Below are 21996 nucleotides of genomic sequence, written 5' to 3' on the forward strand. Positions count from 1 at the left end.
CCCGGAAGTTTGTTCAGGCTGGGCCCGGATTTTTCCGGGTCCAGCTAAACCTGTCTTGGAAAGGGCTTTTTCGCAAAGCCCTTTCCTGGGAGAGGTTCAAAGATCGGGAGGCCCTTGGTGGGACAAGGGCCGGGAATTGATCAGAACATCCCTGTTTCGGATGGGCGTGCAGCCGGGGCCCGACGGCATGCGCGTTCAGGTGAGACACGAAAGGTGACATCGACCATGGCTCAGAGCTTCCTTGGCCAGAAACGTCTGCGTAAATATTTCGGCAAGATCCGCGAAGTGCTGGAGATGCCGAACCTGATCGAGGTTCAGAAGTCCTCGTATGATCTTTTCCTGCGCTCTGGTGATGCGCCCCAGCCGACCGACGGCGAAGGCATCATGGGCGTATTCCAATCGGTTTTCCCGATCAAAGATTTCAACGAAACCGCCATTCTGGAATTCGTGAAATACGAGCTGGAAAAGCCGAAATACGACGTCGAAGAATGTATGCAGCGCGACATGACCTATAGCGCCCCGCTGAAGGTCACGCTGCGTCTGATCGTATTTGATGTCGACGAGGATACCGGCGCCAAATCGGTGAAGGACATCAAGGAACAAGACGTGTTCATGGGCGATATGCCCCTGATGACCCCGAACGGCACGTTCATCGTCAACGGCACCGAACGCGTGATCGTCAGCCAGATGCACCGCTCGCCCGGTGTGTTCTTTGACCATGACAAGGGCAAGACCCACAGCTCGGGTAAGCTGCTTTTTGCCTGCCGCATCATTCCCTATCGCGGCTCGTGGCTGGACTTTGAATTCGACGCCAAGGATATCGTATTCGCCCGTATCGACCGTCGCCGCAAACTGCCGGTGACGACGCTGCTGTATGCGCTGGGTCTGGGGCAGGAAAGCATCATGGATGCTTACTATCAGACCGTGACGTATACCCTGCGCAAGGGTGACGGCTGGGTGACGAAATTCTTCCCGGAACGTGTGCGCGGCACCCGTCCGACCTATGATCTGGTCGATGCCGACACTGGCGAGATCATCTGCGAAGCGGGCAAGAAAATGACCCCGCGCGCGGTCAAGCAGATCATCGACGAAGGCAAGATCACCGAACTTTTGGTGCCGTTCAAACATATCGTTGGTAAATATGTCGCCAAGGACATCATCAACGAAGAAACCGGCGCGATCTATGTCGAAGCTGGCGATGAACTGACGCTGGATCTGGACAAAGACGGCGATATCACCGGCGGCAGCCTGCAAGACCTGCTGGAAGCCGGGATCACCGAAATTCCGGTTCTGGACATCGACAACGTGAACGTTGGTCCGTACATCCGCAACACCATGGCGGCAGATAAAAACATGAACCGCGAAACCGCGCTCATGGACATCTATCGCGTGATGCGTCCGGGTGAACCGCCGACCGAAGAGGCTGCAAGCGCCCTGTTCGACACGCTTTTCTTTGATTCCGAGCGCTATGACCTGTCTGCTGTTGGCCGCGTGAAAATGAACATGCGTCTGGCTTTGGAAAAGGCTGACACCCAGCGCACGCTGGACCGCGATGACATCGTGAAATGTATCAAGGCGCTGGTCGAACTGCGCGACGGCAAGGGCGACATCGACGACATCGACCACTTGGGCAACCGTCGTGTGCGCTCGGTCGGGGAATTGATGGAAAACCAGTATCGCGTCGGCCTGCTGCGCATGGAACGCGCGATCAAGGAACGTATGTCCTCGGTCGAAATCGACACGGTGATGCCGCAGGATCTGATCAACGCGAAACCGGCTGCTGCGGCTGTGCGCGAATTCTTCGGCTCCTCGCAGTTGTCGCAGTTCATGGACCAAACGAACCCGCTGTCCGAAGTGACCCATAAGCGCCGCTTGTCCGCGCTTGGGCCGGGCGGTCTGACCCGCGAACGTGCAGGGTTTGAGGTGCGCGACGTTCACCCGACCCACTATGGCCGGATGTGTCCGATTGAAACGCCGGAAGGTCCGAACATTGGTCTGATCAACTCGTTGGCGACCTTTGCCCGCGTGAACAAATACGGATTTATCGAAACTCCGTACCGCGTCGTGAAGGACAGCAAAGTGACCGACGAGGTTCACTACATGTCCGCGACCGAGGAAATGCGTCACACGGTGGCGCAGGCCAACGCGACATTGGACGGCGACGGCAAGTTCGTGAACGATCTGGTTTCGACCCGTCAATCCGGCGATTACACGTTGGCACCTCGTGAGAACGTGGATTTGATCGACGTGTCGCCGAAACAGTTGGTGTCGGTTGCTGCCTCGCTGATCCCGTTCTTGGAAAACGACGACGCTAACCGCGCACTGATGGGTTCGAACATGCAGCGTCAGGCGGTTCCGCTGCTGCGTGCAGAGGCCCCGCTGGTCGGCACCGGGATTGAGGAAATCGTGGCCCGTGACTCGGGTGCGGCGATCATGGCGAAACGCGCAGGGATCATCGACCAGGTCGATGCGCAGCGTATCGTGATCCGCGCCACCGAAGATCTGGAACTGGGCGACGCTGGTGTGGACATCTACCGGATGCGCAAATTCCAACGGTCGAACCAGAACACCTGTATCAACCAGCGCCCGCTGGTGAAGGTGGGCGATACCGTTCAAAAAGGCGAAGTGATCGCTGACGGCCCGTCCACGGATATGGGCGAACTGGCCTTGGGTAAAAACGTGATCGTCGCGTTCATGCCCTGGAACGGTTACAACTACGAAGACTCGATCCTGATTTCCGAACGGATTGCGCGTGACGACGTGTTTACCTCGATCCATATCGAGGAATTCGAAGTCGCGGCCCGTGACACGAAGCTGGGGCCGGAAGAAATCACCCGCGACATTCCGAACGTCGGTGAAGAAGCCCTGCGCAATCTGGACGAAGCCGGGATTGTCTACATCGGTGCCGATGTGGAACCGGGCGACATTCTGGTTGGTAAGATCACGCCGAAGGGCGAAAGCCCGATGACCCCGGAAGAAAAGCTGCTGCGCGCCATCTTTGGCGAAAAGGCATCGGACGTGCGCGATACGTCGCTGCGCGTGAAGCCGGGCGATTACGGGACTGTCGTCGAAGTGCGCGTGTTCAACCGTCATGGTGTGGACAAGGACGAACGTGCCCTGCAAATCGAACGGGAAGAGGTCGAACGTCTGGCCCGTGACCGTGACGACGAACTGGGTATTCTGGATCGCAACATCTATGCCCGTCTGAAGGGTATGATCTTGGGCAAAGTGGCTGTGAAAGGCCCCAAAGGCATCAAGGCGAACTCGGAAATCACCGAGGAATTGCTGGACAGCCTGACCCGTGGTCAGTGGTGGCAGTTGGCGCTGGCCGAAGAGGCCGACGCCCAGATCGTCGAGGCGCTGCACGAGCAATATGAAGTGCAGAAACGTGCCTTGGAGCATCGTTTCGAGGACAAGGTTGAAAAAGTCCGCCGGGGTGATGATCTGCCGCCGGGTGTGATGAAGATGGTCAAAGTCTTCATCGCTGTGAAGCGGAAGCTTCAGCCGGGCGATAAAATGGCCGGTCGTCACGGGAACAAGGGTGTGATTTCGCGCGTGGTTCCGATGGAGGACATGCCGTTCCTTGCCGATGGTACGCCGGTTGACTTCTGTCTGAACCCGCTGGGTGTGCCGTCGCGTATGAACGTTGGTCAGATCTTGGAAACCCACATGGGCTGGGCCGCACGCGGTCTGGGCCTGAAAATCGACGATGCCCTGCAAGAGTATCGCCGTTCGGGCGACCTGACCCCGGTTCGCGAAGCGATGCACCACGCCTATGGCGACGATGTCTATGACGAAGGCATCGCCAACATGGAAGAGGCGCAGCTTCTGGAAGCGGCAGGCAACGTTGTCCGCGGTGTGCCGATCGCGACCCCGGTTTTCGACGGTGCGAAAGAGGCAGACGTGAACGACGCCCTGCTGCGGGCCGGTTTCTCGGAATCGGGTCAGTCGATCCTGTTCGACGGTCGTACCGGCGAACAATTCGCGCGTCCGGTGACGGTGGGTGTGAAATACCTGCTGAAACTGCATCACTTGGTGGACGACAAAATCCACGCTCGTTCGACCGGGCCGTACTCGCTTGTCACACAGCAGCCGCTGGGTGGTAAGGCGCAGTTCGGTGGCCAGCGTTTCGGGGAAATGGAGGTCTGGGCGCTGGAAGCTTACGGTGCCGCCTACACCCTGCAAGAGATGCTGACCGTGAAGTCGGATGACGTGGCAGGCCGGACCAAGGTCTATGAATCGATCGTCAAGGGCGAGGACAACTTCGAGGCTGGTGTGCCTGAGAGCTTTAACGTGCTCGTGAAAGAAGTCCGCGGCCTCGGCCTGAACATGGAACTCCTGGATGCGGAGGGTGAGGAATAAGGGCCTCGTGCCCAATTCCCCCCACCCATCTGCACGATTTGAGGTATCAAAATGAACCAGGAACTGACGAACAACCCGTTCAACCCGCTGACCCCGCCGAAGGTCTTTGACGAAATCAAGGTGTCGCTGGCATCGCCCGAGCGTATCCTGTCGTGGTCCTATGGCGAGATCAAAAAGCCGGAAACCATCAACTACCGCACGTTCAAGCCCGAACGTGACGGTCTGTTCTGTGCGCGTATCTTTGGCCCGATCAAAGATTACGAATGTCTGTGCGGCAAATATAAGCGCATGAAATATCGCGGCGTTGTCTGCGAAAAATGCGGTGTCGAGGTGACGCTGCAAAAGGTTCGCCGCGAACGCATGGGCCATATCGAACTGGCCGCGCCTGTGGCGCATATCTGGTTCCTGAAATCGCTGCCCAGCCGGATCGGTCTGATGCTGGACATGACGCTGCGTGATCTGGAACGCGTTCTGTACTTTGAAAACTACGTTGTCATCGAACCGGGTCTAACCGACCTGCAATACGGCCAGATGATGACCGAAGAAGAGTTCATGGACGCGCAGGACGCCTATGGCATGGATGCGTTCACCGCTAATATCGGTGCCGAAGCGATCCGTGACATGCTGGCCCAGATTGATCTGGAGGCCGAAGCCGAACAGCTGCGTGCCGATCTGGCCGAAGCCACTGGCGAATTGAAGCCCAAGAAGATCATCAAGCGCCTGAAAGTGGTTGAATCCTTCCTTGAATCCGGCAACCGCCCGGAATGGATGGTGATGACCGTGATTCCGGTGATCCCGCCGGAACTGCGCCCGCTGGTGCCGCTGGATGGCGGTCGTTTCGCAACGTCCGACCTGAACGATCTGTATCGCCGCGTCATCAACCGGAACAACCGTCTGAAACGCCTGATCGAACTGCGCGCGCCCGATATCATCGTGCGGAACGAAAAGCGGATGCTGCAAGAATCCGTGGACGCGCTGTTTGACAACGGTCGTCGTGGCCGCGTGATCACTGGCGCGAACAAGCGCCCGCTGAAATCGCTGTCCGACATGCTGAAAGGTAAGCAGGGTCGCTTCCGTCAGAACCTTTTGGGGAAACGCGTCGACTTCTCGGGTCGTTCGGTGATTGTGACCGGGCCGGAACTAAAACTGCATCAGTGCGGTTTGCCCAAGAAAATGGCGCTGGAACTGTTCAAGCCCTTCATCTACTCGCGACTGGAGGCCAAAGGCCTGTCCAGCACCGTGAAGCAGGCGAAGAAGCTGGTCGAAAAAGAGCGTCCCGAAGTTTGGGATATTCTGGACGAGGTGATCCGCGAACACCCCGTCATGCTGAACCGTGCGCCCACGCTGCACCGTTTGGGTATTCAGGCGTTTGAACCCACGCTGATCGAAGGGAAGGCAATTCAGCTTCACCCGCTGGTTTGTTCGGCGTTCAACGCTGACTTCGACGGGGACCAGATGGCTGTTCACGTGCCGCTGTCGCTGGAAGCACAGCTTGAAGCCCGCGTTCTGATGATGTCCACGAACAACGTTCTGTCGCCCGCCAACGGTGCGCCGATCATCGTTCCGTCGCAGGATATGATCTTGGGTCTGTACTACACGACCATCGAACGCGAAGGCATGAAGGGCGAAGGCATGGTCTTCGGCACGATCGACGAGGTGCAATATGCGCTGGATTCGGGTGCGGTTCACCTGCACGCGAAAATCACCGCGCGTATCCCGCAGATCGACGAAGAAGGTAACGAAGTGCTGAAGCGCTTTGAAACCACGCCGGGCCGGGTCCGTCTGGGTGCACTGCTGCCGCAGAACGCCAAGGCACCGTTTGAACTGGTGAACACGCTGCTGCGGAAAAAAGACGTGCAGCGCGTCATTGACACCGTGTACCGCTACTGTGGTCAGAAAGAATCTGTGATCTTCTGTGACCAGATCATGACCATGGGTTTCCGCGAAGCGTTCAAAGCCGGGATTTCCTTTGGCAAGGACGACATGGTGATCCCCGACAACAAGTGGGAACTGGTCGAAGAAACCCGCGATCAGGTGAAAGACTTTGAACAGCAGTACATGGACGGTCTGATCACTCAGGGCGAAAAGTACAACAAAGTCGTCGATGCTTGGTCGAAGTGTAACGACAAGGTCACTGACGCTATGATGGGCACCATTTCGGCTGAAAAGCGGGACGAAAATGGCGCGGTCATGGAGCCGAACTCGGTTTACATGATGGCTCACTCTGGTGCGCGTGGCTCTGTTACGCAGATGAAGCAGCTGGGCGGGATGCGTGGCCTGATGGCCAAGCCGAACGGCGACATTATCGAAACGCCGATCATCTCGAACTTCAAGGAAGGTCTGACCGTTCTTGAATACTTCAACTCGACCCACGGCGCCCGTAAGGGTCTGTCGGACACGGCACTGAAAACGGCGAACTCGGGGTATCTGACCCGCCGTCTGGTGGACGTGGCGCAGGATTGCATCGTGCGTCAGGTGGAATGTGGCACCGACCGTTCGATCACTGCCGAAGCGGCTGTGAACGATGGCGAAGTCGTGGCCTCGCTTGGGGATCGTATTCTGGGCCGTATGGCCGCAGAGGACATCCTGCGCCCCGGCACCGAAGAAGTGCTGGTCGCGAAAGGCACCCTGATCGACGAACGTATGGCTGACACCATCGAAGAAGCTGGCGTTCAGACCGCGCGTATCCGCAGCCCGCTGACCTGTGAAGCGGATGATGGCGTTTGCGCCAACTGCTATGGCCGTGACTTGGCCCGTGGTACTCGCGTGAACGTGGGTGAAGCGGTTGGGATCATCGCGGCGCAGTCGATCGGTGAACCCGGCACTCAGCTGACGATGCGGACTTTCCACATCGGCGGCGTGGCGCAGGGTGGTCAGCAGTCGTTCCTTGAGGCCTCGCAAGAGGGCGTGATCGAATTCGAAAACGCGCAGCTTCTGACCAACGCCAACGGCGAAGTTCTGACCATTGGCCGGAACATGAAGCTGAAGATCATGTCGGAAACCGGCGAAGAACGCGCCAGCCACAAACTGGGCTATGGTACGAAGCTGTTCGTGACCGAAGGTCAGAAAGTGTCGCGTGGCGATAAGCTGTTCGAATGGGATCCTTACACCCTGCCGATCATTGCCGAAAAAGACGCGACTGCCAAATATGTGGACCTGGTCAGCGGGATCGCCGTGCGCGACGAAACCGATGATGCAACAGGTATGACACAGAAGATCGTGATCGACTGGCGCACCGCACCCAAAGGCAACGAACTGAAACCGGAAATCATTCTGGTGGATGAAGACGGCGAACCAGTCCGCAATGACGCTGGCAACCCGATCACCTATCCGATGTCGGTGGATGCAATTCTGTCGGTCGAAGATGGTCAGACCATCCGCGCCGGTGACGTTGTTGCGCGTATCCCGCGCGAAGGTGCCAAGACCAAGGACATCACCGGGGGTCTGCCCCGCGTGGCGGAACTGTTCGAAGCCCGTCGTCCGAAAGATCACGCGATCATCGCCGAAATTGATGGGTACGTGCGCTTTGGTCGTGACTACAAGAACAAGCGTCGTATCACGATTGAACCGGCAGACGACAGCCGCGAACCCGTCGAATACATGGTGCCCAAGGGCAAGCACATCCCGGTGCAGGAAGGCGACTTCGTGCAGAAGGGGGACTACATCATGGACGGGAACCCGGCCCCCCACGACATCCTTGCCATCATGGGTGTCGAGGCGCTGGCGAACTACATGATCGACGAGGTTCAGGACGTGTACCGCCTGCAAGGTGTGAAGATCAACGACAAGCATGTCGAAGTGATCGTGCGCCAGATGTTGCAGAAGTGGGAAATCTCTGACAGTGGCGATACCACGCTGCTGAAGGGCGAACATGTCGACAAGGCTGAATTCGACGCTGCGAACAAGAAGGTCGAAGACAAAGGTGGGCGTCCGGCATCGGGTGAACCGATCCTGCTGGGGATCACCAAAGCCTCGTTGCAGACCCGTTCGTTCATCTCGGCGGCGTCGTTCCAGGAAACCACCCGTGTGCTGACCGAAGCTTCGGTTCAGGGCAAGCGCGATAAACTGGTTGGCCTGAAAGAGAACGTCATCGTGGGCCGTCTGATCCCGGCAGGGACCGGCGGGGCCACCATGCGCGTGCGCCATATCGCGCAGACGCGTGACAATGTGGTGATCGAAGCCCGCCGCGAAGAAGCCGAAGCCGCCGCAGCACTGGCAGCCCCGGTGGACGATATTGTCGGCGGTGATGTTTTCGATACGCTGGTAAGCACGCCCGAAAGCCGCGAAGAATAATTCGCACTGACGGTTCAATTTCTGAAAGGCCCCCGAAAACTTCGGGGGCCTTTTCTTTGGTGCTGTTTGGGAACCGAGCGGGGCAGGGGCCGTATTATTCCGGTGGGGCTGGACGCGCGGCACAAGAATGCGCAAAGCTTTCCGGGCGTTGGCAGGCGTACAGACCCGGCCCGCCACACCTTCGGAGATTTTATGACCCTTTCGATTTCGGACAATACCCGCGGCGCGGTGCTGATGATGGGCAGCATGGCGGCATTCACCCTGAACGATACGTTTGTCAAAGCCCTGGCCGGAGAGGTGCCACTGTTCCAGCTTTTGGTGCTGCGCGGGGTGCTGACCACGTTGTTCAGCGGTGTTTTGGCGTGGAAGATGGGGGCGCTGCATCTGCGTATCCCGCCGCGTGACCGGGGGTTGATCGTATTGCGGATGATCGGGGAAATCGGCGCGGCCTATTTTTTCCTGACGGCGCTGTTCAACATGCCGTTGGCCAATGTCACTGCGATCCTGCAATCCCTGCCGTTGCTGGTCACGCTTTGCGCGGCGCTGTTTTTTGGCGAAGCCTTGGGCTGGCGCAGGATTACGGCCATTCTGATCGGTCTGTGCGGGGTGATGCTGATCGTGCGACCGGGGGCAGAAGGGTTCAATATCTATTCGGTTTATGCGCTGATCTCGGTTGCTTTCGTGGTGCTGCGCGATTTATCCACCCGTCGGCTGAGCGGGGCGACCCCTTCCATGATGGTCACATTTGCCACGACATTTTCGGTGACGCTGTTTTTTGGCGCGGCCAGCGTGACCGTGGATTGGGTGCCGCTGAACCAGACCAACACCCTGCTGATCCTTGGCGCGGCGGGAATGGTGATGGGGGGCTATGTGCTGTCAGTGATGGTGATGCGGGTGGGGGAAATCTCGTTCGTGGCACCGTTCCGCTATACCGGGCTGATCTGGGCGCTGACGCTGGGCTGGTTCGTCTTTGGCGACTGGCCCCGCCCGCTGACCCTGATCGGCGCGGCGATCGTTGTGGGCAGCGGCGTCTTTATGCTGTACAGAGAAAGGCAACTGGCCCAACGGATCCGACAAAAGGAACGCTGATGGCGGTAGAGGTACAAGTACAAGGTTTATGTCGGTGGTCCTATCCTTCGGCCCCCGGCGCGTTTCAAAAAGAACCCGAACAGGCCGATCTGGCCGCATTGCGGAAGGGTGGGGGGCTGCTGCGGGCGTAATCTGCGCGGGGGCCGTTCAGGAACCTGAAAACCCCTGCGCTTGTTGACAACCTGCGCGACTCCCCCTATACGGCGCAACATCCGGCACAGGGGACAAATGTCCCTTTCGTCGAATTCAACATTGTAGTGGCCAAGATCCGGGCAACTTTGCCGCCCCGATCCTCTGCAAACTCACCGCGTCGTTTGCCTCGGAATGGAAACGATTGCGGTTTTTGTCTATGTGGGCGCGTCATGCGTGTCTGAATTGTCATCGCCTGCGGTTTCGGCCAATGGCAGCACTTGAGTAGGAAACGGGGAAACACCCAATGCCAACGATCCAACAGCTGATCCGCAAGCCGCGTCAGCCCAAAGTCAAACGTTCGAAGTCCATGCACCTGGAACAGTGCCCGCAGAAACGCGGCGTCTGCACCCGTGTGTACACCACCACGCCGAAGAAGCCGAACTCGGCTATGCGTAAAGTTGCGAAGGTCCGCCTGACCAACGGTTACGAGGTGATCAGCTACATCCCCGGTGAAAGCCACAACCTTCAGGAACACTCTGTGGTTCTGATCCGTGGCGGCCGTGTAAAAGACCTTCCGGGTGTCCGTTACCACATTCTGCGTGGTGTGTTGGATACCCAAGGCGTCAAAGATCGTAAGCAACGTCGTTCGAAATACGGCGCGAAGCGTCCGAAATAAGAGGATTAACAGATGTCCCGCCGTCACGCCGCTGAAAAACGCGAAGTTCTGCCCGACGCCAAGTATGGCGATCGCGTGCTGACCAAATTCATGAACAACCTGATGATCGACGGTAAGAAGTCGGTCGCAGAACGTATTGTTTACAACGCGCTGGAGCGCGTTGAAGGCAAAGTCAAACGCGCCCCTGTCGAAGTGTTCCACGAAGCACTGGATAACGTGAAGCCCGCCGTCGAGGTTCGCTCGCGTCGTGTGGGTGGTGCCACCTATCAGGTGCCCGTCGAAGTGCGCCCCGAGCGCCGCGAAGCCCTGGCGATCCGCTGGCTGATTTCGGCAGCGCGCAACCGCAACGAAAACACGATGGAAGAACGCCTGGCAGGGGAACTGCTGGATGCGGTCAACGGTCGTGGCACCGCGGTCAAGAAACGCGAAGACACCCACAAGATGGCCGACGCGAACAAAGCGTTCAGCCATTATCGCTGGTAATCCCCAAGAGGTTTTGAACCAATGGCACGCGAATATCCGCTCGACCGTTACCGTAACTTCGGTATCATGGCGCACATCGACGCAGGGAAAACCACCTGCTCGGAACGCATCCTGTTTTACACCGGCAAATCCCACAACCTTGGCGAGGTGCACGATGGTGCAGCCACCATGGACTGGATGGAGCAGGAACAGGAACGCGGGATCACCATCACCTCGGCTGCGACCACGACTTTCTGGGAACGCACCGAAGACGGTGAAAATGCTGAGACTGAAAAGCACCGCCTGAACATCATCGACACCCCCGGCCACGTTGACTTCACTATCGAAGTTGAACGTTCGCTGGCGGTTCTGGATGGTGCCGTTTGCGTTCTGGACGCAAACGCCGGTGTTGAACCGCAGACTGAAACCGTGTGGCGTCAGGCTGACCGCTACAAGGTTCCGCGTATCGTGTTCGTCAACAAGATGGACAAAATCGGCGCGGACTTCTTCAACTGCGTTCGCATGATCGAAGACCGCACCGGCGCCCGCGCGGTTCCGGTTGGTATTCCGATCGGTGCCGAGACCGAGCTGGAAGGTCTGGTCGATCTGGTCACCATGAAAGAATGGGTCTGGCGCGGCGATGACTTGGGTGCCTCCTGGGTTCAGGAAGACATCCGCGAAAGCCTGCAAGACATGGCCGCCGAATGGCGCGGCAAGATGGTCGAAGCTGCTGTCGAAGAAGACGACGACGCAATGATGGCCTATCTGGAAGGCGAAGAGCCTGACGTTCCCACCCTGCGCAAACTGCTGCGCAAGGGGACGCTGGCCCTGCATTTCGTGCCGGTTCTGGGCGGTTCCGCGTTCAAGAACAAAGGTGTACAGCCGCTGCTGAACGCCGTGATCGACTATCTGCCCAGCCCGCTGGACGTTGTCGATTATATGGGCTTCAAACCCGGTGACGAAGAAGAAGTTCGTAACATTGCCCGCCGTGCGGACGATGCGATGCCCTTCGCCGGTCTGGCGTTCAAAATCATGAACGACCCCTTTGTTGGCTCGCTGACCTTCACCCGTCTGTATTCGGGCGTGTTGAACAAAGGCGACTCGGTTCTGAACTCGACCAAAGGGAAGAAAGAGCGCATCGGTCGTATGATGATGATGCACTCCAACAACCGTGAGGAAATCGAAGAAGCGTTTGCAGGCGACATCATCGCGCTGGCGGGTCTGAAAGACACCACCACGGGCGATACCCTGTGCGACGTGAAAGAGCCGGTGGTTCTGGAAACCATGACCTTCCCCGAGCCGGTGATCGAAATCGCCGTCGAGCCGAAGACCAAAGGCGACCAGGAAAAAATGTCGGCGGGTCTGGCCCGTCTGGCAGCCGAAGACCCCTCCTTCCGTGTGGAAACTGATCTGGAATCCGGTCAGACCATCATGAAAGGCATGGGCGAACTTCACCTGGACATTCTGGTGGACCGTCTGAAGCGTGAATTCAAGGTTGAGGCCAACATCGGTGCGCCGCAGGTGGCTTACCGTGAAACCATCAGCCACGAAGCCGAAGTCGACTACACCCACAAGAAACAGTCGGGTGGTTCGGGTCAGTTCGCACGCGTCAAAATGGTCATCACCCCGACCGAGCCGGGCGAAGGCTATTCGTTCGAGTCGAAGATCGTTGGTGGTTCGGTGCCGAAGGAATACGTTCCGGGCGTCGAAAAAGGCATCAAATCCGTCATGGACTCGGGCCCGCTGGCTGGCTTCCCTGTGATCGACTTCAAAGTGGCGCTGATCGACGGTGCTTTCCACGATGTTGACTCGTCGGTTCTGGCCTTCGAAATCGCAGCCCGTGCCGGTATGCGCGAAGGCATGAAAAAAGCTGGCGCGAAACTGCTGGAACCTGTGATGAAGGTCGAAGTCGTGACCCCGGAAGAATACACCGGCGGTATCATCGGCGACCTGACTTCTCGTCGTGGTCAGGTGTCCGGTCAGGAAAACCGTGGCAACGCGATTGCAATCAACGCATTCGTGCCGCTGGCCAACATGTTCGGCTACATCAACACCCTGCGCTCGATGTCCTCGGGCCGCGCGCAGTTCACGATGCAGTTCGACCATTACGATCCGGTTCCGCAGAACATCTCGGACGAGATCCAGAAGAAATACGCATAACAGCGGTGGGCCATCAGGCCCACCCTACCCACCCCGTAGGGTGCGCGATCCGCGCACCGCTCACGTTTAAAGGAGGCCATCATGGCAAAGGAAAAGTTTGCGCGTAATAAGCCGCACGTCAACATCGGCACGATTGGTCACGTTGACCACGGCAAGACCACGCTGACCGCAGCGATCACCAAATATTTTGGTGACTTCAAAGCCTACGACCAGATCGACGGCGCACCGGAAGAAAAAGCACGCGGGATCACGATCTCGACCGCGCACGTTGAGTACGAAACCGAGTCGCGCCACTACGCGCACGTCGACTGCCCCGGCCACGCTGACTATGTGAAAAACATGATCACCGGTGCTGCGCAGATGGACGGCGGCATTCTGGTTGTGAACGCAGCTGACGGCCCCATGCCGCAGACCCGCGAACACATCCTGCTGGCGCGTCAGGTTGGTGTGCCTGCGCTGGTCGTGTTCATGAACAAAGTTGACCAGGTTGACGACGAAGAGCTGCTGGAGCTGGTGGAAATGGAAATCCGCGAGCTGCTGTCGACCTACGACTTCCCGGGCGACGATATTCCGATCGTTGCAGGTTCGGCTCTGGCCGCAATGGAAGGCCGCGATCCTGAAATCGGCGAAAACAAGATCCGCGAACTGATGGCGGCTGTTGACGAGTACATCCCGACCCCGGCACGTGCTGTTGACCAGCCGTTCCTGATGCCGATCGAAGACGTGTTCTCGATCTCGGGCCGTGGTACTGTTGTGACGGGTCGTGTGGAACGTGGCGTGATCAACGTTGGCGATTCGATCGAAATCGTTGGGATCAAAGACACCCAGACCACGACCTGTACCGGCGTTGAAATGTTCCGCAAACTGCTGGATCGCGGTGAAGCAGGCGACAACATCGGCGCGCTGCTGCGCGGTATCGACCGCGAGAAAGTTGAGCGTGGTCAGGTTCTGTGTAAGCCGGGTTCGGTTAACCCGCACACCAAGTTCGAAGCCGAGGTCTACATTCTGACCAAGGAAGAAGGCGGTCGTCACACCCCGTTCTTTGCGAACTACCGTCCGCAGTTCTACTTCCGGACCACCGACGTGACCGGGACCTGCATCCTGCCGGAAGGCACTGAAATGGTGATGCCTGGCGACAACCTGAAACTGTCGGCCGAGCTGATCGCACCGATCGCAATGGAAGAAGGCCTGCGCTTCGCTATCCGCGAAGGTGGCCGTACCGTTGGTTCGGGCGTTGTGTCGAAAATTCTGGCCTGATCCGACGATCTCGCCAAGACTACAGAGGGCCGCTGGAAACAGCGGCCCTTTTGCTTTTGGGGCTGGTTTGAGAAATTCCGCCAAACTCCCCCTTGCCACATGGCCTGCACCCCTGTAAGGAGCGCGGGTTCTTATCAAGAACATGGCGGCGGGGTGATTCCCGCCGTTTGGGTTCGATGAGGGTCGACGATGCGCGTAGGTCCTCCTCTCAACTCCAACGCCTATGAAAAGGCAGATGTAATGCAAAGCCAAAACATTCGCATTCGGCTGAAGGCATTCGATTACCGGGTTCTGGACGCCAGCACCCAGGAAATCGTGAACACGGCAAAGCGCACTGGCGCTCAGGTCCGTGGCCCGATCCCGCTTCCGAACAAGATTGAGAAGTTCACCGTTCTGCGTGGCCCTCACATCGACAAGAAATCCCGTGACCAGTTCGAGATCCGTACGCACAAGCGTATGCTCGACATCGTTGATCCGACCCCCCAGACCGTGGACGCGCTGATGAAGCTCGACCTGGCCGCTGGTGTGGACGTCGAAATCAAGCTGCAATCGTAAGATCGGAGGGTATGTAAGATGCGCTCTGGTGTTATCGCCAAGAAAATGGGCATGACTCGCCTGTTCATGGAAGACGGTCGTCAGATCCCTGTGACTGTTCTTTCGCTGGAAAACCTTCAGGTTGTCGCACAGCGCACCACCGACAAAGACGGCTACACCGCCGTTCAGTTGGGTGCAGGCGCGGCCAAGGTGAAACGCGTTTCCAAAGCGATGCGCGGCCACTTCGCTGCTGCGAAAGTCGAGCCGAAGCGTAAGCTGGCCGAATTCCGCGTCACCGAAGACAACCTGATCGAAGTTGGCGCCGAAATTTCGGCCGAGCATTACATTGCCGGTCAGAAAGTGGACGTTGCAGGCACCTCGATCGGTAAAGGCTTTGCCGGTGCCATGAAACGCCACAACTTCGGTGGTCTGCGCGCCTCGCACGGTGTGTCGATCAGCCACCGTTCGCACGGTTCGACTGGCCAGTGTCAGGATCCGGGCAAGGTGTTCAAAGGCAAGAAAATGGCAGGCCACATGGGTGCCGTTCGCGTGACCACCCAGAACTTGGAAGTCGTGAAAACCGACGCCGACCGTGGCCTGATCATGGTCAAAGGTGCCGTTCCCGGCTCCAAGGGCGGCTGGGTCACCATCAAGGATGCCGTGAAGAAGAAACTGCCCGAGAACGTACCGTTCCCGGCAGCTCTGAAATCGGCTGCTGTTGCTGCGGCTCCGGCCGAAGAAGCGCCCGCCGAAGGGGGTGAAGCATGAAACTTGACGTGATCAATCTGGACGGCGGCAATGCCGGTTCGGTGGAACTGTCCGACGACCTGTTCGGCCTGGAACCCCGCGCTGACATTCTGCACCGTGTGGTCCGCTGGCAGCGTAACAAAGCGCAGGCCGGTACCCACAAAGTGCTGACCAAGTCGGAAGTGAGCTACTCGACCAAGAAGATCTATCGCCAAAAAGGCACCGGCGGCGCACGCCACGGTTCGCGTAAGGCACCGATCTTCCGCAAGGGTGGTATCTACAAGGGGCCGACCCCGCGTAGCCACGCCCACGACCTGCCCAAGAAGTTCCGCGCTTTGGGCCTGAAGCACGCACTGTCGGCGAAAGCCAAAGCAGGCGCGCTGGTCGTGATCGAGAATGCAGAAGCTGAAGGCAAAACCGCAGCTCTGGCCAAGCAGGTGAAAAACCTGGGCTGGAAGCGCGCGCTGATCATCGACGGCGCAACGGTCAACGAAGGCTTCCTGCAAGCAGCCCGCAACATCGAAGGTCTGGACATCCTGCCGTCGATGGGCGCCAACGTGTATGATATCCTGAAGCGTGACACTCTGGTGATCACCAAAGCAGGTATCGAAGCTCTGGAGGCTCGTCTGAAATGACCACCAAAGCAGAACTCTATGACGTGATCCGCAAGCCGGTCATCACCGAGAAGGCCACTATGGCTTCGGAAAACGGTGCTGTCGTGTTCGAGGTCGCCATCGACGCCAACAAACCCCAGATCAAAGAGGCCGTTGAGTCCCTGTTTGGTGTGAAGGTGAAAGCGGTGAACACCACCGTCACCAAGGGTAAAGTTAAGCGTTTCCGCGGCCAACTGGGCAAGCGTAAAGACGTAAAGAAAGCCTATGTGACCCTCGAAGAGGGTAACACGATCGACGTGACCACTGGTCTGTAAGATCGCGCTTTCTGTGAGATTAAAAGCCCCCCGGTGTAAGCTGGGGGGCTTTTACGTTTCCTCGAGAAGGGGCTGCCAATTACGTCTATTGTGGATAACGCGAAGTACGGTGAGGGTTTCGCCCGCCACACGATAGATCACGTAATGCTGCCCGCTGGGATACACGCGCACAGGTGGGGTGATCTCGGGCCGTTCGTGGGCGATGGTCGGCATGTCGCAAAGTAACATGAATGATTTGTGCAGCGCGATAATATAGTGATCGGCTTGCGCAGTGGACCAAGTTTGCGCTGTATAGAGCCAGATATCCTCGAGGTCAGCATCTGCTTGCGGCAGAATGTCGAGCGTGAGATCAGACACCGTGTTTCGTGTGCATTCGCGACAGAAACTCACCTAAGTCGAAGTTCTGAGCCGGCCCGCTCTCAAGCCCCTTGTTCACCGCAGACTGTAATTCTGCAATGGCCTGCTCTCTTTCCTGATCGCGACGGATCAGATGGCGAACATAGTCGCTTGTATTGCTGAAAGATGCGTTCTCGAGCCGGGTTTCGACCCAGTCTTTCATCTGGTCGGGAAGGGATACGTTCATCGTCGCCATTGGGGATCTCCTGACTGCGAAGATAGGGGTATGACAAAGTTTGTCAAGGTGAGTGGCCGCCATGCCAGAGGTAGGGTGGGTTTCCAATCCACCGCCCGAATGCCTTGCACCCCTTTGTGGGTTGAAAACCCACCCTACGCATCTTCTCCCTATAGACACCCCCGCCATCCCCTGCTAAAGACGCGCAATCTACGGCCCCGGATTCGTTCCGGGGCTGCTGACTTTTTGGAATCAGGGACCTTCGGGGCCCTATCAAGACGGCCACCTTCGGGGGGCTAAAACCATAGGGTAGGCGACAGCCTGCCTCACAAAACGGAAGACAGAAAGCATGGCACTCAAGTCGTATAAACCGACGACGCCGGGCCAGCGTGGGCTGGTTCTGATCGACCGTTCGGAGCTGTGGAAAGGACGTCCGGTCAAAGCCCTTACTGAGGGTTTGACCAAGAACGGCGGCCGGAACAACACCGGGCGGATCACGATGCGCCGCAAAGGCGGTGGGGCAAAGCGCCTCTATCGTATCGTGGACTTCAAGCGTAACAAATTCGACATCGCGGCAACCGTTGAACGGATCGAGTATGACCCGAACCGGACCGCGTTCATTGCGCTGATCAAATACGAAGATGGCGAACAGGCCTATATCATCGCACCGCAGCGTCTGGCTGTTGGCGATAAGGTTGTCGCTTCGGCAAAGGCCGACATCAAGCCGGGGAACGCGATGCCGTTCTCGGGTATGCCGATCGGTACCATTGTCCACAACATCGAAATGAAGCCGGGTAAAGGCGGTCAGATCGCCCGCGCCGCAGGCACCTATGCTCAGTTCGTGGGCCGCGATGGTGGCTATGCTCAGATCCGTCTGTCTTCGGGCGAACTGCGCTTGGTCCGTCAGGAATGCATGGCAACCGTTGGTGCCGTGTCGAACCCCGACAACAGCAACCAGAACTACGGTAAAGCCGGTCGTATGCGCCACAAAGGCATCCGTCCGTCGGTCCGTGGTGTGGTTATGAACCCGATCGACCACCCCCACGGCGGTGGTGAAGGCCGGACTTCGGGTGGTCGTCACCCGGTTACCCCCTGGGGTAAGCCGACCAAGGGTGCGCGTACCCGCAACAAGAACAAGGCGTCGCAAAAGCTTATTCTGCGTTCGCGTCACGCCAAGAAGAAGGGCCGTTAAGACATGGCACGTTCTGTATGGAAAGGCCCCTTCGTGGATGCTTATGTGCTTAAGAAAGCCGAAGCATCCCGCGAGTCGGGTCGTAATGAAGTCATCAAAATCTGGTCGCGTCGTTCCACCATTCTGCCCCAGTTCGTGGGTCTGACCTTTGGTGTTTACAACGGCAAGAAACATGTTCCGGTCAACGTGACCGAAGACATGATCGGCCAGAAATTCGGTGAATACTCGCCGACCCGTACCTATTACGGCCATGCGGCTGACAAAAAAGCGAAGCGGAAATAAGTCATGGGCAAGGAAAAGAACCCCCGCCGCGTGGCAGATAACGAAGCAATGGCCAAAGTCCGGATGCTTCGTACCAGCCCGCAGAAACTGAATCTGGTCGCCGCAATGATCCGCGGCAAGAAGGTGGACAAGGCCCTGACGGACCTGACCTTCTCGAAAAAGCGGATCGCGCAGGATGTGAAGAAATGTCTTCAGTCCGCAATTGCGAACGCCGAAAACAACCACAACCTAGACGTCGATGAACTGATCGTGGCCGAAGCCTTTGTTGGCAAAAACCTGGTCATGAAACGTGGTCGTCCGCGGGCACGTGGCCGTTTCGGCAAGATCATGAAGCCGTTCTCGGAACTCACCATCAAGGTGCGTCAAGTTGAGGAGCAAGCCTAATGGGTCAGAAAGTTAATCCGATCGGCATGCGCCTTCAGGTCAACCGCACCTGGGACAGCCGTTGGTACGCAGATTCGAAGGATTATGGGGATCTTCTGCTGGAAGACCTGAAAATCCGCGAATTCATCAAGGAAGAGTGCAAGCAGGCCGGCGTGGCCCGTGTGATCATCGAACGTCCGCATAAAAAATGCCGCGTCACGATCCACACCGCGCGTCCGGGTGTCATCATCGGCAAGAAAGGTGCGGACATCGAAGTGCTGCGCAAGAAGCTGGCGAAGATGACCGACTCGGAACTGCACCTGAACATCGTCGAAGTGCGCAAGCCCGAGATGGATGCTCAGCTGGTTGCTGAATCGATTGCTCAGCAGTTGGAACGCCGCGTGTCCTTCCGTCGTGCCATGAAGCGTGGTGTGCAGAACGCAATGCGCATGGGCGCACTGGGTATTCGTGTGAACGTGTCGGGCCGTCTGGGCGGTGCCGAGATTGCACGGACCGAGTGGTATCGCGAAGGCCGTGTGCCGTTGCACACCCTGCGCGCTGACATCGACTATGCAACCGCAGAAGCCTCGACGCCTTATGGCATCATCGGCATCAAAACCTGGATCTTCAAAGGCGAGATCATGGAACACGACCCGCAGGCTCGTGACCGTCGCGCCCAGGAAATCCAGGATGGTCCCGCGCCCCGTGGCGCCGGCGGCCGTCGTTAAGGAGACCTGAACGATGCTTCAGCCTAAACGTACAAAATTCCGCAAAATGCACAAAGGCCGGATCAAAGGCCTGGCAAAAGGCGGTAGCGATCTGAACTTCGGTTCGTTCGGCCTGAAAGCCACCCAGCCCGAGCGTGTGACGGCTCGTCAAATCGAAGCGGCCCGCCGCGCGATGACCCGCCACATGAAACGTCAGGGCCGTGTCTGGATCCGCATCTTCCCGGATACCCCTGTGACTTCGAAACCTACCGAAGTTCGTATGGGTAAAGGTAAAGGTTCGGTGGACTACTGGGCATGCAAAGTGAAGCCCGGTCGCGTGATGTTCGAGATCGACGGTGTGAACGAAGAAATCGCACGCGAAGCACTGCGCTTGGCCGCGATGAAGCTGCCGATCAAGACCCGGGTTGTGGTTCGTGAAGACTGGTAAGGTTTTCACCGCTTGAAATTAAAAAACCCGCCGAGTGATCGGCGGGTTTTTTGTTGTCGGGGCAAGTGGTGGGGGATCGCACCGGCCTGCTGCCGTTATTCCCATTTATAGTTAAAGCTGACCGATACCCGATCATCTTCGGACATGTTCAGCGGGACTTCGTGGCGGAGCCAACTTTCCCAGAGCAGCACATCACCGACTTCGGGCTTCACATAGATGAAGGTTTGCAGATCACGCCGGGCATCTTTGCGGCGGGCCGGGGCGGCCATCATCCGGGCCGAACGTGGGTCTTCCAGTTTCAGGGCAGATGCACCTTCGGGCATGGCCACATAGGTGGTGCCGGAAATCACGGAATGCGGGTGCAGGTGGGATGAATGGGTGCCGCCTTCGGGCAGGATATTGATCCACAGATCTTCCAGCACCAGATTGCGGCCATCCAGATCAAATTCCAGATCCTTGGCAAATTCCGCGACATGCTGATCCAGTGCCTTGATCACATCGGCAAAGATCGGAAAGCGCCAGCCCAGATCGGTCAGCGAGGCGTAGGACGTATAACCGGGATACCCGTTTTCCTCGCACCATTGCTGGCCTGCCTCGTCATCTTCGGCAATTGAATAACAGGACGCTTCCAGTTCGTCCGGATCGACCTTGGGGCCGAATTCAGACAGGGCAGCGCGGTAAAGGCGGGTCACGAAGAGAGATTCTATCTGTATCATGATCGCCTCTTACCGCATTGCCCCTGATCGTGCGATAGAAACGAATGCTTAGGCCGCAGCGAGGTTCAGAACCACGTCATCGCCAGTCAAAGCCCGCGTCGACATGACGTGAAGCCGCCAAGTCGCCGTGACGCCGGTGTCTTCCTGTGTGTAGTCCAGTTGGACAACGCTGTCATACATACCATTGTAGCTATTGGGGCCGCTGGATTCGACAGTCATTTTTGGCGTACCAGTATAAACGCCAAGCTCGTTCGGGGTGACGATCAGCGTGTCTTCGTCTGGGTCGAAGTCCCGTATGATTGTCGAGTTGGTCGCATAGAAATCGTCATCCGTCGAGGAGGAGGCTCTGATGTCAAGCTCATGCGTCACCTCGAACGTATCGGCGCCTTCGTCACCGGCTACGTTGAATTCATATGCATGGGGTTCCTCATCTGCCGGGAAGGTGACGGTATCGTCGACGCGGATAGACCGATTGGTGATGTGAAACACGTCATCGCCGGCACCGCCGCTGATGGTGTCGTCAATGTCGTACCGAAACTCGTAATCAAACCCAAGCTCGAAAGTGTCGTCGCCCTCGCCGCCATAGTAGTGTCCAAAGCGCAGGGTTTCGACCTCGATGGTATCGTTACCTTCGCCGCCATAGATGCTGTTTTCTGTTTCATGTGACGTCAGAAGATCATCACCATCCCCGCCGCTAAGCCTGTTCCAGGTGCCCATGGATTCAATGGTGTCGTTTCCGTCGCCCCCGGACAAGGCTGCATCCCCGTCATAGCGTATTATGTCATCCCCAGCACCGGCGTTGACTTCGGAACGCTCTCTGCCTTCGTGGTCGATATTGATGATGTCGTTGCCATCGCCGCTTTGAACGGTAACGGGTCCATCCAGAACGTTCGGCGACAGGATCACGTCGTCGCCGTCGCCTGTTAAGATATTGTCGCCTGCCTGCGCCAGTACGAGTTCATCCTCGGCAACCTCTTCGGTGTCATCGGTATCTTCGGTGTCATTGTCGCTGCTTGACGACAGAAGGGACAATAATGCTGCCCCGCCCAAACCAAGAAGTAAAAATAGTTCCATCGT

The 21996-nt window shown here is 57.7% G+C and carries 21 protein-coding genes; 17 read left to right on the forward strand and 4 right to left on the reverse strand.

Annotation, left to right across the window (positions count from 1 at the left end; all coding sequences use genetic code 11):
• The first annotated feature begins 225 nt into the window (after positions 1–225).
• From rpoB to FN828_RS07700, 12 genes are all read left to right on the forward strand, one after another.
• A complete protein-coding gene (gene rpoB / locus FN828_RS07650) occupies positions 226–4362 on the forward strand; it encodes a DNA-directed RNA polymerase subunit beta (protein WP_142492824.1) in 4137 nt (1378 codons plus the stop codon).
• Positions 4363–4413: 51 nt separating this feature from the next.
• Positions 4414–8655, forward strand: coding sequence for a DNA-directed RNA polymerase subunit beta' (gene rpoC, locus FN828_RS07655; RefSeq protein ID WP_142492825.1), 4242 nt, complete (start codon positions 4414–4416; stop codon positions 8653–8655).
• A gap of 192 nt (positions 8656–8847) precedes the next feature.
• On the forward strand, positions 8848–9744 hold the full coding sequence (locus tag FN828_RS07660; RefSeq protein WP_142492826.1) for a DMT family transporter: 897 nt from the start codon (positions 8848–8850) through the stop codon (positions 9742–9744).
• On the forward strand, positions 9744–9875 hold the full coding sequence (locus FN828_RS20745) for a putative rhamnosyl transferase (protein WP_221930537.1): 132 nt from the start codon (positions 9744–9746) through the stop codon (positions 9873–9875). The genes FN828_RS07660 and FN828_RS20745 overlap by 1 nt, the downstream gene beginning before the upstream one ends.
• 305 nt (positions 9876–10180) lie before the next feature.
• Positions 10181–10552 carry a 30S ribosomal protein S12 gene (rpsL, locus tag FN828_RS07665; protein ID WP_005980675.1) on the forward strand — a complete coding sequence of 124 codons (372 nt, stop codon included), beginning with the start codon at positions 10181–10183 and terminating at the stop codon, positions 10550–10552.
• A gap of 12 nt (positions 10553–10564) precedes the next feature.
• Positions 10565–11035, forward strand: a complete 471-nt coding sequence (rpsG, locus tag FN828_RS07670) for a 30S ribosomal protein S7 (RefSeq protein ID WP_136338425.1) — start codon at positions 10565–10567, stop codon at positions 11033–11035.
• A gap of 21 nt (positions 11036–11056) precedes the next feature.
• Positions 11057–13174: an elongation factor G gene (gene fusA / locus FN828_RS07675; protein WP_142492827.1), complete on the forward strand. Its 2118-nt coding sequence runs from the start codon at positions 11057–11059 to the stop codon at positions 13172–13174.
• A gap of 81 nt (positions 13175–13255) precedes the next feature.
• Positions 13256–14431, forward strand: a complete 1176-nt coding sequence (tuf, locus tag FN828_RS07680; RefSeq protein WP_142492816.1) for an elongation factor Tu — start codon at positions 13256–13258, stop codon at positions 14429–14431.
• A gap of 240 nt (positions 14432–14671) precedes the next feature.
• Positions 14672–14986: a 30S ribosomal protein S10 gene (rpsJ, locus tag FN828_RS07685; protein ID WP_058262002.1), complete on the forward strand. Its 315-nt coding sequence runs from the start codon at positions 14672–14674 to the stop codon at positions 14984–14986.
• 18 nt (positions 14987–15004) lie between these two features.
• Positions 15005–15733 (forward strand): 50S ribosomal protein L3, encoded by a 729-nt coding sequence (gene rplC / locus FN828_RS07690; RefSeq protein ID WP_142492828.1) that lies wholly within the window; start codon positions 15005–15007, stop codon positions 15731–15733.
• Positions 15730–16347, forward strand: coding sequence for a 50S ribosomal protein L4 (gene rplD / locus FN828_RS07695; RefSeq protein WP_142492829.1), 618 nt, complete (start codon positions 15730–15732; stop codon positions 16345–16347). The genes rplC and rplD overlap by 4 nt, the downstream gene beginning before the upstream one ends.
• A complete protein-coding gene (locus FN828_RS07700; protein ID WP_142492830.1) occupies positions 16344–16640 on the forward strand; it encodes a 50S ribosomal protein L23 in 297 nt (98 codons plus the stop codon). Before rplD ends, FN828_RS07700 begins: the two co-directional genes overlap by 4 nt.
• Before the next feature lie 51 nt (positions 16641–16691).
• Here the strand turns inward: FN828_RS07700 and FN828_RS07705 are convergent, their stop codons facing one another.
• Both FN828_RS07705 and FN828_RS07710 read right to left on the reverse strand, forming a co-directional pair.
• Positions 16692–16997: a type II toxin-antitoxin system RelE/ParE family toxin gene (locus tag FN828_RS07705; RefSeq protein WP_142492831.1), complete on the reverse strand. Its 306-nt coding sequence runs from the start codon at positions 16995–16997 to the stop codon at positions 16692–16694.
• The gene (locus FN828_RS07710; RefSeq protein WP_142492832.1) at positions 16990–17232 is read right to left on the reverse strand and encodes a type II toxin-antitoxin system ParD family antitoxin; all 243 of its coding nucleotides are present in this window, start codon (positions 17230–17232) and stop codon (positions 16990–16992) included. The genes FN828_RS07705 and FN828_RS07710 overlap by 8 nt, the downstream gene beginning before the upstream one ends.
• A 328-nt stretch (positions 17233–17560) precedes the next feature.
• Between FN828_RS07710 and rplB the strand changes: the two genes are divergently transcribed.
• The 5 genes from rplB to rplP are packed head-to-tail and all read left to right on the forward strand — an operon-like array spanning position 17561 to position 20203.
• Positions 17561–18403, forward strand: coding sequence for a 50S ribosomal protein L2 (gene rplB / locus FN828_RS07715; protein WP_142492833.1), 843 nt, complete (start codon positions 17561–17563; stop codon positions 18401–18403).
• 3 nt (positions 18404–18406) lie between these two features.
• Entirely contained in the window at positions 18407–18685 is a 279-nt protein-coding gene (rpsS, locus tag FN828_RS07720) for a 30S ribosomal protein S19 (protein ID WP_142492834.1), read from the forward strand.
• 3 nt (positions 18686–18688) lie between these two features.
• A complete protein-coding gene (gene rplV, locus FN828_RS07725; RefSeq protein WP_142492835.1) occupies positions 18689–19069 on the forward strand; it encodes a 50S ribosomal protein L22 in 381 nt (126 codons plus the stop codon).
• Entirely contained in the window at positions 19069–19776 is a 708-nt protein-coding gene (gene rpsC, locus FN828_RS07730; RefSeq protein WP_142492836.1) for a 30S ribosomal protein S3, read from the forward strand. Before rplV ends, rpsC begins: the two co-directional genes overlap by 1 nt.
• A gap of 13 nt (positions 19777–19789) precedes the next feature.
• On the forward strand, positions 19790–20203 hold the full coding sequence (rplP, locus tag FN828_RS07735; RefSeq protein ID WP_142492837.1) for a 50S ribosomal protein L16: 414 nt from the start codon (positions 19790–19792) through the stop codon (positions 20201–20203).
• A gap of 95 nt (positions 20204–20298) precedes the next feature.
• Here the strand turns inward: rplP and FN828_RS07740 are convergent, their stop codons facing one another.
• Complete coding sequence (locus FN828_RS07740) at positions 20299–20919, reverse strand: 2OG-Fe(II) oxygenase family protein (protein ID WP_142492838.1); 621 nt, start codon at positions 20917–20919, stop codon at positions 20299–20301.
• A gap of 48 nt (positions 20920–20967) precedes the next feature.
• Complete coding sequence (locus FN828_RS07745) at positions 20968–21993, reverse strand: calcium-binding protein (RefSeq protein ID WP_142492839.1); 1026 nt, start codon at positions 21991–21993, stop codon at positions 20968–20970.
• Positions 21994–21996 lie beyond the last annotated feature (3 nt).

This window comes from Thalassovita litoralis (assembly GCF_900182725.1).
GTDB classification, from domain to species: Bacteria; Pseudomonadota; Alphaproteobacteria; order Rhodobacterales; family Rhodobacteraceae; genus Thalassobius; species Thalassobius litoralis.

Excerpts from the sequence above, each read along its gene's own strand:
- rpoB (WP_142492824.1), top strand. The coding sequence starts at position 226 with ATGGCTCAGAGCTTCCTTGGCCAGAAACGTCTGCGTAAATATTTCGGC.
- rpoC (WP_142492825.1), top strand. The coding sequence starts at position 4,414 with ATGAACCAGGAACTGACGAACAACCCGTTCAACCCGCTGACCCCGCCG.
- FN828_RS07660 (WP_142492826.1), top strand. The coding sequence starts at position 8,848 with ATGACCCTTTCGATTTCGGACAATACCCGCGGCGCGGTGCTGATGATG.
- FN828_RS20745 (WP_221930537.1), top strand. The coding sequence starts at position 9,744 with ATGGCGGTAGAGGTACAAGTACAAGGTTTATGTCGGTGGTCCTATCCT.
- rpsL (WP_005980675.1), top strand. The coding sequence starts at position 10,181 with ATGCCAACGATCCAACAGCTGATCCGCAAGCCGCGTCAGCCCAAAGTC.
- rpsG (WP_136338425.1), top strand. The coding sequence starts at position 10,565 with ATGTCCCGCCGTCACGCCGCTGAAAAACGCGAAGTTCTGCCCGACGCC.
- fusA (WP_142492827.1), top strand. The coding sequence starts at position 11,057 with ATGGCACGCGAATATCCGCTCGACCGTTACCGTAACTTCGGTATCATG.
- tuf (WP_142492816.1), top strand. The coding sequence starts at position 13,256 with ATGGCAAAGGAAAAGTTTGCGCGTAATAAGCCGCACGTCAACATCGGC.
- rpsJ (WP_058262002.1), top strand. The coding sequence starts at position 14,672 with ATGCAAAGCCAAAACATTCGCATTCGGCTGAAGGCATTCGATTACCGG.
- rplC (WP_142492828.1), top strand. The coding sequence starts at position 15,005 with ATGCGCTCTGGTGTTATCGCCAAGAAAATGGGCATGACTCGCCTGTTC.
- rplD (WP_142492829.1), top strand. The coding sequence starts at position 15,730 with ATGAAACTTGACGTGATCAATCTGGACGGCGGCAATGCCGGTTCGGTG.
- FN828_RS07700 (WP_142492830.1), top strand. The coding sequence starts at position 16,344 with ATGACCACCAAAGCAGAACTCTATGACGTGATCCGCAAGCCGGTCATC.
- FN828_RS07710 (WP_142492832.1), bottom strand. The coding sequence starts at position 17,232 with ATGGCGACGATGAACGTATCCCTTCCCGACCAGATGAAAGACTGGGTC.
- rplB (WP_142492833.1), top strand. The coding sequence starts at position 17,561 with ATGGCACTCAAGTCGTATAAACCGACGACGCCGGGCCAGCGTGGGCTG.
- rpsS (WP_142492834.1), top strand. The coding sequence starts at position 18,407 with ATGGCACGTTCTGTATGGAAAGGCCCCTTCGTGGATGCTTATGTGCTT.
- rplV (WP_142492835.1), top strand. The coding sequence starts at position 18,689 with ATGGGCAAGGAAAAGAACCCCCGCCGCGTGGCAGATAACGAAGCAATG.
- rpsC (WP_142492836.1), top strand. The coding sequence starts at position 19,069 with ATGGGTCAGAAAGTTAATCCGATCGGCATGCGCCTTCAGGTCAACCGC.
- rplP (WP_142492837.1), top strand. The coding sequence starts at position 19,790 with ATGCTTCAGCCTAAACGTACAAAATTCCGCAAAATGCACAAAGGCCGG.
- FN828_RS07740 (WP_142492838.1), bottom strand. The coding sequence starts at position 20,919 with ATGATACAGATAGAATCTCTCTTCGTGACCCGCCTTTACCGCGCTGCC.
- FN828_RS07745 (WP_142492839.1), bottom strand. The coding sequence starts at position 21,993 with ATGGAACTATTTTTACTTCTTGGTTTGGGCGGGGCAGCATTATTGTCC.